Source organism: Halostella salina (assembly GCF_003675855.1).
Lineage (GTDB): Archaea > Halobacteriota > Halobacteria > Halobacteriales > Natronoarchaeaceae > Halostella > Halostella salina.
Window position 1 is genome coordinate 313,210 of sequence record NZ_RCIH01000002.1, and the last position, 13,590, is coordinate 326,799.

Genomic DNA, 13,590 nt, shown 5'->3' on the forward strand with positions numbered 1-13,590 from the left:
AACAACTACGATTGTAGTTATCAGCTGGTCTCATTTCCCGGAACCCCAGTCCCTGCCCCCGTCTCATAACGGAAAATTTAAACTGGTAGATGCGAAAGGGGGGTTTGGGATGACAGATAATGACACTACCCGCCGTCGATTCCTGCAGGCGACCGGCGGGGCTGCGGCAGCCGTAGCGCTGGCCGGTTGTTCCGGCGGCGGCGGCGGAGACGAAACCGACACCGACACCGACACGCTCACCCAAGCCTCGGAAACGGAGACGTCGACTCCGGAACAGGAGCAAAGCGACAAGACGTACAACGTCATCAATTCGACCCTGACGACCCTTGACCCCGTCGCGAGCACCGACGAGGCGTCGAGTATCGTCATTCACAACCTCCACGACGCACTGACGAACTACGTCAACGGCACGACGACGACCGAGCCGCTGCTCGCCGAGAGCGTCGAGACCAACGATGACGGCTCGGTGCTCACGTTCAACCTCCGTTCCGACGCCACGTTCAACGGCGACTACGGCAACGTGACCGCCTCGGACGCCGTTTACTCGCTCGAACGGCTCGCGCAGTCCGACAACTCGCGTCGCGCCGGCTTCCTGCTCGGCGACCTGGGTGTCGAGCACGAGACCGACAGCGACGGCAACTACGTCCCCGGCTCGATCGCCGTCGAGGCCGAGGACGAGTCGACGCTGACGATGAGTCTCGCGCAGCCGTTCCACGCGACGATGGAGATGCTGGCGTACGACCCGTTCTCGGTCATTCCGGAGGGCATCGTCGGCGACATCGAGGGGTACGAGGGCGAGATGGAATACGAGACGTTCGCCCAGAGCGGCTCCATCGGCGCTGGGCCGTTCACGCTGGACACGTGGAGTTCGGGCAGCGAGGTCATCATCAACGCCCGCGACATCGACGACTACCACGGTCCCGGTCCGTACATCTCGTCGGTCAACTGGCAGATCATCGAGGACGCCAACGCGGCGTACACGTACTCGGTGATCAACCGGAACGCCGACAAACCGAGCATTCCGAACGCACAGTACGACGCCGGCAAGGTTTCCATCGAAGGGCGTGACAGCCAGGGCCGCCAGTACGGGACGTACGGTCCCCTCGAGAACGACCTGACGGCGAACTACTACCGGGTCGAGCAGCTCACGACCTACTACATCGGCTTCAACGCCGCCGAGGTGCCGAAGTTCGTGCGCCAGGCCGTGGCGTACGTCACCAACCAGAGCCAGATCGTCAACGAGGTCCTCAGCGGCCCCGGGAAGACGGCGTCGCACTTCACGCCGCCGAACATCTACCCCGGCGGCGCGAACGCCTACCTCGAACACGAGTCGAACTACCCGTACGGGCTCGACGAGACCCGCATCGGCGAGGCGCGCTCCATCATGGAGGAGAACGGCTACAGCGAGGACGACCCCTACGAGGTCACGTTCACTCGCTACGCCGGCAGCCAGTTCTTCACGGACGTGGCGAACATCCTCCGCGACCAGCTCGCCTCCGCCGGCGTCCAGCTCAACCTCGAGGAGGCCCAGTTCAGCACGCTGACCGAGCGCGGTCGCAACGGCGACCTCGACATGTACACGCTCGGCTGGGGCGCGGACTACCCCGCACCGGACAACTTCCTGAAGCTGCTGAACCCGCCGAACACGGACACGTCGCAGTCGGCACCCCTCAGCTACCTCAACTGGGACGCCGACGAGAGCGAGGCGGCCCAGCAGGCTGCCGAGGCCTGGCAGAAGTTCAAGGAGAACCCCGCTCCCGAGGCCGGGCAGGAGGCCCGTAACGAGGCCTACGTCACGATGGAGGAGGCCAACTGGGAGGACGTGATGTTCCTCAACATCTTCCACCCGATCGTCGAGAAATACTCCTACGACTGGGTCGACAAGCCCCGCGTCGGCGCGATGGGCGGCTCGTCACAGAAGGAGTCCAGAGTCCGCATCGAGGACCGCGAATAACTCGGCTTCGCGGCCGTTTTTTCCGTACGTGAACGAACGTACCGCCGTCCGTTTCGAAGCGGAACGCAAATAATGCCCGAACGAACAAACCGTTATAACGATGAATACAGACAACGCGGAGCATAGGGTAATACCATGAGTCGTTGGTCGTACCTCGGCAAACGACTGGTCCTGTCGATCCCCGTCATCCTCTTTGGGGTCACAGTGACCTTCATCGCGATCCGGATGGGACCGATCGACCCCGTCGCCGCGGTGTACGGACAGAACGCGGACCCCGACGACATGGCACGCCTGCGGCAGAACCTGGGGTTGAACCAGCCGCTCTGGCAGCAGTACATCGACTTCGCCTGGGACCTGTTCCGATTCGACCTCGGCCAGTCCTGGGTGATTCAGGCGGGCCGGAGCACCGAGTCCCTGATCTGGTCGCGCGCCCCCCGGACCATCTGGATGGGCTTCTGGGCCATCCTGATCCCGCTTTTCATCGGGATCCCGCTGGGCTTTTACGCCGGCCTGAACCCCAACACTATCGGTGACTACTCGGCCTCCTTCGGCGGCATCGTCTGGCGCGCCATGCCGAACTTCTGGCTGGCCGTGCTGCTGCTGGTCGGGCTCTCACGGTCCGAGGACATCCTCTTTGGCTTCAACTGGAAGCAGTTCATCGTCCACACACCGGTGGTGATCGGTACCAACGAGTTCCAGGCCGCCTGGGACGGTCTCAGAGCGGGACAGATAGAACCCGTCCAGTGGGTCAAAGCGACGAAACAGATACTCCCCGCCGCCGTCGTCCTCGGCTCCGCGTCGATGGGCAACGAGATGCGTATCGGTCGGACCGCGATGCTCGAGACGAAGAACTCCAAGTACGTGGAGATGGCGAAGGCGAAGGGAGTCCCCGACCGCGTGCTCGTCTGGAAGCACATGTTCCGTAACGCCCTGATCCCGCTCGTTCCGGTCATCACGGCCGAGGCGGGGCTGCTGCTCGGTGGCTCCGTGCTCGTCGAGACGGTGATGGCGATAAACGGCATCGGGCAACTGTTCTTCCGGGCGCTGGTACAGGGTGATATGCCCGTCGCAGGGGCGTTGATGTACATCTTCATCCTCCTGCTTGTCTTCATCAACATCATGCAAGACCTGCTGTACACCATAATCGACCCACGGGTCGGCTACGAGAGTCAGTAACGATGAGCCGCTACACTACCGACACCGACGACGTATCGCTTCGAGAACGCGTCCGGTCGAACCCATCCCCGGCGCTTCGCTGGCTGGCCGTCGCAGCGGTCCTCTTTGCGCTGCAGGCGGGTGCCGTGTTCGGGGCGATGATGGAACTGCCGCCGTGGAACGGGATCGCCGAACGGCTGTTCGGTCTCCCGGTGGTCGCACTGCTGGAACCCGTCGGTGCGGCCCTCGCCGCCGCCGGCGACAGGCTCGCTGATATCCCCACCCTGCTGTCCCGCGAGCTGATCCCGAACCGCGGCCACCGGGTCCCCGGTGGGCCGATCTTCGAGACGACGGTCGCCGGGTTCAACATCGTCTACTGGCAGTGGGACGGGACGTTCCTCGGCCTGCCGGCGGCGATCGCGTGGGCCATCCGCGTCGCGGTCGTCTACATCTACGCGTTCGTCTGGCTCGCGTGGCTCTGGAAGGGGTATCTCGTCTTCCGTGAACACTACCGCTACGCCAACTGGACGCCGGCTGACGACATTGTCGACCGGATGCGGACCCACCGCTGGGGCCAGTTCGGCTTCATCGTCATCACGCTGTTCGTCGTGATGGCTATCTTCGCCCCGGCGCTCGGCCCGACGACCGTCGAGGAGAACATCCGGACGCCGTACAGCTACGAGACGGAGTATCTCGACAAGGAGACCGGTGAAGTCAGGTCGACGCTTATCGGGAACGCGAACCTCGGCTCCCGCTCGCGCGGGGCCGGCGACGAGAACTACGGGATCGGAACGTACGACAGCTTCGACAGGTGGCACCCGTTCGGGACATTGAGTAACGGAAAAGACCTGTTTACCTTCATCGCCACCGGGGCGAGAACGTCCCTGTTCATCGGTATGATCGCCATCGGCATCTCCTCGTCCATCGCGTTCGCGCTGGCGATGGTCACCGCATTCTACAGGGGTGCTGTGGACCTCTCGGCGGTGCTGATAAGCGACTCGATCCAGGCGATGCCGCGGCTGCTGGTCCTGATCGGGGCCGCGGTGATCTTATCAGGGACATGGATAGACGAAATATACAACGGAGGGTTCCTCCTGGCGGTGCTGTTCGGCGCGTGGGGGTGGCCCGGACTGTGGCGCGCGGTGCGTGGGCCGTCGCTACAGGTCGTCCAGCGTGAGTGGGTCGACGCCGCGAAGAGCTACGGGCAGACGCCACGCCGGATCATGCAAAAGCACATGGCTCCCTACGTCATCGGCTACCTGCTCATCTACGCGTCGATGAACCTCGGCGGGATCATCATCGGCACGTCCGCGCTGTCGTTCCTCGGGCTCGGCGTCACCGCGCCGACGCCCGAGTGGGGCCGTGCCATCGACATGGGACAGGACTACGTCGCAACCCAGTCCTGGCACATGTCGATCATTCCCGGCGTGCTCATCGTGATCGTCGTGACCGCGTTCAACGCGCTCGGTGACGGCATCCGCGACGCGATCGACCCGCAGAGCGACGACGGCAGCGCCAGCGGCGAATCCGCCGCGGCGGGTGGTGGCGCATGAGCCAGACCATCCAGCGGTCCGAGCGGGACACGTCGTACCCGCTGCTCGCTGTCGACGACCTGCAGACGTCGTTCTTCACCGACAAGGAGACGATCCGCGCCGTCGACGGCATCTCCTTCGACATCGAGAGCGGCGAGACGGTCGGGATCGTCGGCGAGAGCGGTTCCGGAAAGAGCGTCACCGCACGGTCGATCATGGGGCTCATCGAGGACCCCGGCCGCATCCTCGAAGGGAGCAGCATCCGATACAGCAACCCCGAAACTGTCGAGCGGTTCGCCCGGAACTACACGGACGCGACGGTCGACGTCGCGCCCGGCGAGCGGATCCCCGCCGACGAGGACGGGTTCATCGCGCTGGCCGAAACCGAGGGCAGCGGGAGCGACGTAACCGTCGACTCCGGGTACGTCGACCTCGCACGAGCGCCCGACGAGGCCGTCCACGACATCCGCGGTGGCGACATCGCGATGGTGTTCCAGGACCCGCTGTCGAGCCTCAACCCGGTGTACACCGTCGGCAACCAGATCAAGGAGTCGCTGCGGCTCCACCGGGGACTCCGCGGGCAGGAGGCCACCGAGGAGGCGGCGAACCTGCTCGAGGCCGTCGGCATCCCCGACGCCAACCGACGGCTCAAGGAGTACCCACACCAGTTCTCCGGCGGGATGCGCCAGCGCGCGGTGATCGCCACGGCGCTTGCCTGCGACCCGGACCTGCTCATCTGCGACGAGCCGACGACGGCGCTGGACGTGACGATCCAGGCCCAGATCCTCGACCTCCTCAAGGAGTTGCAGGCGGAGCGGAACCTCGGTATCATGTTCATCACGCACGACATGGGCGTGATCGCCGAGATCACCGACCGGGTCAACGTGATGTACGCGGGCGAAATCATCGAGAAGGCACCGGTCGCGGAGCTGTTCGAGAACTCCCGGCACCCCTACACCGAGGGGCTGCTGGGGTCGATCCCCGGCCGGAACGTCGGTGCGGACCGCCTGAAAACGATCGAGGGGGACGTACCGACGCCCAACGAACCGGCGACCGACTGCCGGTTCGCGCCGCGGTGTCCGAAAGTGTTCGACGAGTGTACGAAGGTCCACCCCGAGCACGTCTCGGTCGGACGGGAGTCCGAACACCACACCACGGCCTGCCTACTCTACCCCGAGGATATGAGCAGAGGGGAGGCGGTCAACGAACACGAGCGACTGGGCGACGACCCGGAGGTGAGTTCCGATGAGTGAACAAGCGTACGGCGACCGGCAGACGGAAGTGAGCACGGAGCAGCGCTCCGGCGAGACACTCGTCGACGTCGACGACCTGAAGACGTACTACGGCAGCGAAGGCGGGCTGTTCGGCGGGAAACCGGTCAAGGCCGTCGACGGCGTCAACTTCACGATCGAGAAAGGCGAGACGCTCGGCATCGTCGGCGAGAGCGGCTGCGGGAAGACGACGCTGGGGCGGACGCTGATCCAGCTCGAATCGGCGACTGACGGGCAGGTGAACTACGCGGGAACTGACATCACGACCCTGGACGGGAAGGAGCTCAAGGAGTGGCGGCGCAACGTCCAGATGGTGTTCCAGGACCCCGACTCCAGCCTCAACAACCGGATGACCGTCGGCGAGATCATCCGGGAACCGCTGGACGTCCACGACTGGCCGACGTTCGAGGTCGGCGTGCAGGGCGTCGAGAACGAGCGCGCCACCGTCGAGGGCGAGATGGTGCGCCACGTCGCCCAGGCGAAGTACGAGGACAGCGACATCGTCGTCACGCCCGAGGCCGAGATCGTCCACCTGCGCGAGAGCGCCCCGATCGAAAGCTCGGAGCTGACGATCACGGCCACGGAGCGCGACGACGGGGTCACGGTCGAGGTGTCCGTCTCGAAGTCGCGCTCCCAGCTACGCCGTCGACGCGTGCGGAGCCTGCTCGAAACCGTCGGCCTGCAGGAGGAGCACTACTTCCGGTACCCCCACCAGTTCTCCGGCGGCCAGCAGCAGCGCGTCGGGATCGCCCGGGCGCTCGCGCTCGAACCGGACTTCGTCGTCCTCGACGAGCCGGTGTCGGCGCTGGACGCCTCCGTGCAGGCGAAGATCCTGAACCTGCTCGAGGACCTTCAGGAGGAGTTCGGACTCACCTACCTCTTCATCGCCCACGACCTCTCCGTGGTGCGGCACATCTGTGACCGCGTCGGCGTGATGTATCTGGGCAACATCATGGAGATCGGCGAGACGGAGGAGCTGTTCGAGAACCCGTCGAACCCGTACACGCACTCGCTGCTGTCCGCGATCCCCGAGCCGGACCCGACGATCGAGAAAGACCGGATCACCCTGCGCGGGACGCCCCCGAGTCCGCGGGACCCGCCGGCGGGCTGTCCGTTCTCGACGCGGTGCCCGATGAAGGTCCGGCCCGACGAGTTCGCCGACCTCGACGACGAGGTGTGGACCGCGATCGAGGTGTTCAGGGAAGTCCTCCGCGAACGGGCGCGGGCGGAGCGGACGACCGTCGAGCGGGTCAAGGAGTTCCTCGACATGGACACCCGCTTTGCGAGCATCGACGAGATCACCGAGGAGCTGTTCGGCGACCTCGACGTGCCGTCGTCGGTCCAGACCCACGTCAGCGAGGCCGCCTCGAAGGTGGCAGACGGCGAGGAGGAAGCCGCCAAGGAGTACCTGGCCGAGCAGTTCGGCAGCGTCTGTGACGAGGAGTATCCGACCCCGCGCGAGGTGAGCACGACCGGGCGGACGAGTCGCTGTCACCGTCACGACGCCGAGTACACGGAGCCGAGCCAGCTCGAACAAGGGCTCGGCGACTGATGGCACGCCGCGGCACTCCCGTCTGGCTTCGTCGGGGCGTCGACGGGCTGGTGTACGCCGTCGCGCTCACGGCCGTCACGTTCGGGGTCGGAGCGGCCGTCGCCTTCGCCGCCAGCTACGGCTGGACCGGGGTGAAGTACTGGCTGTTCTTCGTCGGCTGGGTGCTGCTCGGCTACGGGGGGCTGAAGCTCCGGCCGCGGAAGGCCTGGAAGGACCCCTCGGAGACGGGCGTCGACGACCAGTCCGTCGAGTCCCGCTTCGAGTCCGCCACCCGGCGGATCGTGCCGGACAGCGTCGCCGTCCCGGCGGTCGACCGGTGGTCGGGCGGCGCGCGGCTGTTCCTCGGGGGCGTGTTCGTCCTCGTGACATCGATCGCCATGGAGTTCCTGTTCGGCGTCGGGGGGTGACGGCGCGGCGGTCGCCCGTCCGGTATAACAACAGGTTTACCCCGGACGATAATCAGAAACGAGTATGCGAGACGCAGACGACCCGAACGACGGCCCCGAGGAGTTCGACGCCCCGGGTGCGCCGGAGGAGCTGTCGGCCGGCGCCGACATCCACAAGAACGCCTGGAGTCAGACGATAGACGACATGCAGGCGCTCGGATCGGAACTCCGGGACGAGGGCTGGGAGACGGTCATCACGTCGCTCGCGGTCGACACCGCACCGGAACCGCCGGAGGACGGCCCGGAGGGACGCTGGGGGCTGGTCCACGTGGTGCCCGACAACAACGCCGAGCCCATCCAGGAAGCCGTCGCGGCCGGCGAGTTCCCGAAGTTCGACGTGTTCCGTGCAACCGCGGAGGGTCGGATCTTTCTGGTGACCCAGCTGCTCGACCCGGAGACGAAGACGGCCGTCCTCGTCGCGGGGAACTTCCAGCGCCGGCTGGCACGCGGCGCGGTCAGGACGGCGATGGAGCACGACGAGTTCTACACCCACCTCCAGACGCTCGACGGGACCCACCTCGGTTCGTTCCGTCACGAGAGCTACGAGAAGTTCTTCCCCGAGGCCGACCGCCTCGTCGACGTCGATCCCGAGGTCTGACACCGTCGGCGGTACGTTCCCGGAGACAGTCGCCATCACGAGTGAAATCGACCACGCGAGCACAGCCGGCGGCAAGCGGCCGTTCGTAGGGTACAAGAGGGGAGAAGTCCTACCCCGCGGGTATGAACGTCGCTGACGCGATGACTCCCCGCTCGGAGGTCGTTACCGTCGAGGTTCCGGGGACCCGCGACGACGCGCTGGAGTACCTGCAGGAACGGTCGTTCTCGTCCGTCCCGGTTGTCAAACCGACCGACGGCCGGGAGGAGTTCCGTGGACTCGTCTCCCGCGAGTCGCTCATCGAGCGCCCCGACGAGGACCAGCTCGCCCTCCTGATGGACGACGGCGTGCCGACGACTACCCAGGACACCAGCCTGGAGGCCGTCGCCCATCTCATGGTGACCGAACGCGAGCGCCGCATCCCGGTGGTCGACGGCGAACTGGAGGGGATCGTCACCGTCACCGACGTGATCCGGGCGATGGCCGACGCGGACGTGGACGGCGACCGCGAGGTCGGCGAACTCGCCTCCCGGGACATCAACACCGTCTGGGCGGAGACCCCCCTGCCCGTCGCGGAACGGGAGATATTCTACGCGAACGTGCCGTACGCGGTCGTCCTCGGCGACGACGGGGCGATGACGGGCGTCATCACCGAGGTCGATATCCTGGACGTCGCCCGCGTGGTCGAGGGCGAGGCCGAGACCGGCGACAGCATCGCCAACCAGGACGACGACTGGGCGTGGGAGGGGATCAAGGCGGTCGGCAACCGCTATCTGCCGACGCGGAACGTCGAGATCCCGGCCGGCCCGGTCCGGGAGTTCATGACCGGCGACGTGGTGACGGTCACCTCCCGGAAGACGGCCCGCGAGGCCGCACAGGCGATGATCACAAACGACGTCGAGCAGATCCCGCTGGTCAGCGGCGACGACCTGGCGGGTATCGTGCGCGACGTGGACCTGCTGGGGGCGCTGTATGAGTGAGGCGATAAGCGAGGCGCTCGTCGAACTCGCCAAGCGCCGGGGCTTTTTTTTCCAGTCCAGCGGCGCGTACGGCGGCGTCTCCGGCTTCTACACCTACGGCCCGCAGGGCGCGTCGCTGAAGGAAAACGTCGAGGACGCCTGGCGCGACCGCTTCGCGGTCAAGGAGGGCCACATGGAGATCGACGCGCCGACCGTGATGCCCGAGCCGGTGTTCGAGGCGTCGGGCCACCTCGACGGCTTCGACGACATGCTCGTCGAGTGCCCGGAGTGTGCTGAGAGCCACCGGGCCGACCACCTCATCGAGGACAACACCGACATCGAGGAGGCCGAGAGCATCCCGCTGTCGGAGGTCGAGGACCTCATCGCCGAGCACGACCTCGTCTGCCCGGACTGCGGGACGGAACTGGCGGGCGAGCCGGTCGAGGACTTTAACCTGATGTTCGAGACGAACATCGGGCCGGGCACCAGCCAGCCGGGGTACCTCCGGCCGGAGACCGCGCAGGGCATCTTCGTGGAGTTCCCGCGGCTGAAGGAGTACGCCCGCAACCAGCTTCCGTTCGGCGTCACGCAGGTCGGCCGGGCGTACCGCAACGAGATCAGCCCGCGCAACTCGATCATCCGCGTCCGCGAGTTCACGCAGGCCGAACTGGAGCACTTCATCGATCCCGAAGAGGACGAGCCGCCGCTTTCGCGGGTCGAAGACGTCGAGGTGCGGCTGTACCCGGCAGCGGAACAGGAGGCCGACGACGGCGACTACGTCGAGACGACGGTCGGCGAGGCCGTCGCGGAGGGGATCGTCACCAGCGACTGGGTCGCCTACTACCTCGGCGTCGGCCAGCGGTGGTACGACCGGATCGGCGTCGACATGGACCGGTTCCGGTTCCGGCAGCACCTCTCGGGCGAGCGCGCCCACTACGCCGCGGACTGCTGGGACGCCGAGGCGGAGATCGACGGCGACTGGTTCGAGCTGACCGGCTTCGCCTACCGGAGCGACTACGACCTCTCGAAACACGGCGAACACTCCGACGAGTCGTTTACCCTGTTCAAGCAGTACGACGAGCCGAAGACCGTCGAACGCGCGACCGTCGACCCCGATATGAGCTACCTCGGCCCGGAGTTCGGCGGGGCGGCGGGCGACGTGGCCGACGCGCTGGAGCGCAAAGCCGAGCGCGACCGGAGCGCGTTCGACGGCGACGAGGTGACCGTCGAAGTCGACGGCGACGAGCACGCGGTGCCCGTCGAGCAGACCGGCTTCGCGGTCGAGGAGGTCACGGAGGCGGGCGAGCACATCACGCCCCACGTCGTCGAACCGTCCTTCGGCGTCGACCGCGTGGTGTACACCGTGATCGCCCACGCCTACCGCGAGGACGAGGTCGACGGCGAGGCGCGGAGCTACCTCGAACTCGACCCCGAGGTCGCGCCGACGGTCGTCGGCGTCTTCCCGCTGATGGACAAGGACGGCATGGACGACCGCGCCCGCGAACTCGCCGCGGAGCTTCGCGAGGCCGGGCTGGAGGTCACGTACGACGACTCCGGCGCGATCGGGCGGCGCTACCGCCGGCAGGACGAGGTCGGCACGCCGTTCTGTGTCACGGTCGACTACGAGACGGTCGAGGACGGGGACGGCGCGGAGACGGTGACGGTCCGGGAGCGCGACAGTACGGCGCAGGTCCGCGTCCCGACCGACGACCTCGCGGAGACGCTGACCGCGTTGCGGGACGGTGACCGGACGTTCGACGAACTGACCGCGGCCGCCGACGCGGACTGATGGCCAACGAGATCGCTCGTCGGCTCGTCCACGCAAGCGGGGCGACGATCCCGGCGGCGTACGTGTTCGTCGACGCGATCACGTGGCAGTACGTCCAGTGGGTGCTGATCGCCGGGACGGCCCTGACGGTCGTGCTGGAGGCGCTCCGGCTGCTGGCCGGGCTGGAGTGGATCGTGTTCGACAAGCTCACGCGGGAGTACGAGCAGGACAACCTCGCCGGCTACGCGCTGTACGTGTTCGGCGGCACGCTGGTCGGGCTGGCCTTCGAGCCGCAGGTGGCCGTACCCGCAATGTTGATGCTGACGCTCGGCGACCCGGTGAGCGGGCTGCTCGGCTCGGGCGAACTGCGGACGGTCAAGCGCTGGCCGGTGCTGCTGGCGATGTTCGTCACCTGTTTCGCGCTGGCGTACCCCTTCCTGCCGATACACGCCGCGGCGATCGCCGCCGCGGCCGCGACGGTCGCGGACGGCGTCAAGCCCGTCGTCGCGAGCTACGTCATCGACGACAACATCACGATCCCCATCGCGGCGGCGCTGGCGGCCTTTGTCGTGCTGTAGCTACGCGCCGCCGATCCGCCGCCAGACCACGTCCGAGTAGGTCATCAGCGTCGTCCCGAGGACGCTCATCACGAGCACGTAGCCGACGGCGAGCGACGGGATCGTCTCCCGGAGTATCGGCGTTGCACCGCTCGCGGCCAGCGTGGCGATCACCAGCGAGAACTCGCCGCGGGTGACCATCCCCGCGCCGACCCGGAACGAGCGCCGGCCGTCCAGCCCGTACCGCCGCCCGCCGAGGTAGCCGCTGACGAGCTTCGTCGGCGTCGTCAGCACGACGAGGACGGCGACGATGCCGGCCGTCGCGGCCATCGCCGCCAGGTTCGTCTCCAGCCCGATCCAGAAGAAGAAGACCGCGGCGAAGAGGTCGCGGACGGGCATCAGCAGGTGTTCCACGTCGTCGCTGTGCTCGGTGCTCCCGACGGCCATCCCGACGAAGAAGGCCGCTACGGCCTCGCTGACGCCGATCTCCAGGGCGATCCCGCCGACGAGGACGGTGAGCGCGACCGCCCGGAGCAGCTGGAGTTCCTGGGTGTCGCCGTCGACGAGGCGTTCGACGAGCCCGGTGCCGTAGCGCGCGACGGCGAACAGGGCGAGCAGGAAGCCGGTCGCGACCGCGAGGTCGACGGCGACCGCCGAGGAGTCGCCGCCCCCGAGGACCGCGGCGGACATGACGGTCAGGTACACCGCGATGACCAGGTCCTCGAAGACGAGCGTCCCGAGCATCGGGTCGCTCTCGTCGTTGGCGATCCAGCCCAGGTCGATGAGCGACTTCGTGATGACGGCCGACGAGGAGATGTACACGATCCCGCCGAGGAACAGCGCCTCGACGGCCGACCACCCGAGCACGAGGCCGACTGCCACGCCGACGGGGAAGTTGATCACGAGGTCGATCGTTCCGGCGGCGGTGATCCGGTCCCGGCTGGCCAGCAGCCGGTCGATGCTGAACTCCAGTCCGAGGAAAAAGAGGAGGAAGACGATCCCGAGCTCCGCGAGGACGGTGATCACGTCGCCGGGAGCGACGTGCGGTGCGCCGACCCGTCCGAGCACGTCGGGCCCCACGAGAACCCCCGCGAGGACGTAGAACGGGATGACCGACTGGCCGACCCGGGTCGCGACCGCGCCGCCGACGGCGACCGCGGCGAACAGCGCACCGACCTCGACGAGGGGGGTCGCCGCCATCTACTCGCCGGCGACGAACGATTCGAGTTCGTCGTGCTCCTCGCGGGAGCCGACCGCGACCAGCGTATCCTCGGGCATGAGCGTCGTGTCGGGGCCGGGGTTGGTGATCGTCTCGCCGTCGCGCTGGATGGCGACGACCGACGCGCCTGTTTCCTCTCGGATCCCGGCGTCCTCGAGCGTCTCCCCCGCCACGGGCGACTCGGCGGGCACCTTCACCCACTCGATCAGCGACTCCTCGGAGAGCACGGTCTCGATGTCGTCGGTCTTGATCGGCTGGAAGTACGCGCCCTCCATGATCGTGCCGACCTGCCGGGCGAGCTTGTCGGACAGCTCGAACAGCTTCTCCGAGTCGGCGTCCGGATCCGGGCGGATGAACAGCTCCCGCTTGCCCGTGTTGTGAATGACGACCACCAGCCGGGATTCGTCGTCCAGGTCGACCTCGAACTTCTTCCCGACGCCGGGAAGGTCGCTCTCGTAGACGGCCATACCCGTCAATGGGTCGACGACCGCAAAAAGCCACCCCCGCCGGGCCGTGCTCGGTGCGGTCGACCCGACCCCGCCGCCGGACCACTTTCACTGCGCCATACGAACCCTTAACGGC

General features: G+C 67.0%; 12 protein-coding genes. 10 read left to right on the forward strand and 2 right to left on the reverse strand.

What is annotated here, in order from left to right; genetic code table 11:
* The first annotated feature begins 109 nt into the window (after nt 1-109).
* From D8896_RS04900 to D8896_RS04945, 10 genes are all read left to right on the forward strand, one after another.
* Nucleotides 110-1,954 carry an ABC transporter substrate-binding protein gene (locus D8896_RS04900; protein WP_121820965.1) on the forward strand — a complete coding sequence of 615 codons (1,845 nt, stop codon included), beginning with the start codon at nt 110-112 and terminating at the stop codon, nt 1,952-1,954.
* A gap of 135 nt (nt 1,955-2,089) precedes the next feature.
* Nucleotides 2,090-3,130: an ABC transporter permease gene (locus tag D8896_RS04905; protein ID WP_121820966.1), complete on the forward strand. Its 1,041-nt coding sequence runs from the start codon at nt 2,090-2,092 to the stop codon at nt 3,128-3,130.
* Nucleotides 3,131-3,132: 2 nt separating this feature from the next.
* Nucleotides 3,133-4,662, forward strand: a complete 1,530-nt coding sequence (locus D8896_RS04910) for an ABC transporter permease (protein ID WP_121820967.1) — start codon at nt 3,133-3,135, stop codon at nt 4,660-4,662.
* Nucleotides 4,659-5,894, forward strand: coding sequence for an ABC transporter ATP-binding protein (locus D8896_RS04915; RefSeq protein ID WP_121820968.1), 1,236 nt, complete (start codon nt 4,659-4,661; stop codon nt 5,892-5,894). The genes D8896_RS04910 and D8896_RS04915 overlap by 4 nt, the downstream gene beginning before the upstream one ends.
* Nucleotides 5,887-7,464 (forward strand): ABC transporter ATP-binding protein, encoded by a 1,578-nt coding sequence (locus tag D8896_RS04920; RefSeq protein WP_121820969.1) that lies wholly within the window; start codon nt 5,887-5,889, stop codon nt 7,462-7,464. The genes D8896_RS04915 and D8896_RS04920 overlap by 8 nt, the downstream gene beginning before the upstream one ends.
* Nucleotides 7,464-7,871 carry a DUF7555 family protein gene (locus D8896_RS04925; RefSeq protein WP_121820970.1) on the forward strand — a complete coding sequence of 136 codons (408 nt, stop codon included), beginning with the start codon at nt 7,464-7,466 and terminating at the stop codon, nt 7,869-7,871. Before D8896_RS04920 ends, D8896_RS04925 begins: the two co-directional genes overlap by 1 nt.
* A 64-nt stretch (nt 7,872-7,935) precedes the next feature.
* Entirely contained in the window at nt 7,936-8,508 is a 573-nt protein-coding gene (locus tag D8896_RS04930; RefSeq protein ID WP_121820971.1) for a DUF7529 family protein, read from the forward strand.
* A gap of 122 nt (nt 8,509-8,630) precedes the next feature.
* Nucleotides 8,631-9,485 (forward strand): CBS domain-containing protein, encoded by an 855-nt coding sequence (locus D8896_RS04935; RefSeq protein WP_121820972.1) that lies wholly within the window; start codon nt 8,631-8,633, stop codon nt 9,483-9,485.
* The gene (gene glyS, locus D8896_RS04940) at nt 9,478-11,253 is read left to right on the forward strand and encodes a glycine--tRNA ligase (protein ID WP_121820973.1); all 1,776 of its coding nucleotides are present in this window, start codon (nt 9,478-9,480) and stop codon (nt 11,251-11,253) included. The genes D8896_RS04935 and glyS overlap by 8 nt, the downstream gene beginning before the upstream one ends.
* On the forward strand, nt 11,253-11,810 hold the full coding sequence (locus D8896_RS04945; protein WP_121820974.1) for a diacylglycerol/polyprenol kinase family protein: 558 nt from the start codon (nt 11,253-11,255) through the stop codon (nt 11,808-11,810). Before glyS ends, D8896_RS04945 begins: the two co-directional genes overlap by 1 nt.
* On the opposite strand, the gene D8896_RS04950 is transcribed toward D8896_RS04945, so the two are convergent.
* Nucleotides 11,811-12,989, reverse strand: coding sequence for a cation:proton antiporter (locus D8896_RS04950; protein ID WP_121820975.1), 1,179 nt, complete (start codon nt 12,987-12,989; stop codon nt 11,811-11,813).
* On the reverse strand, nt 12,990-13,475 hold the full coding sequence (locus D8896_RS04955; protein ID WP_121820976.1) for a cation:proton antiporter regulatory subunit: 486 nt from the start codon (nt 13,473-13,475) through the stop codon (nt 12,990-12,992).
* Between the last annotated feature and the right edge of the window lie 115 nt (nt 13,476-13,590).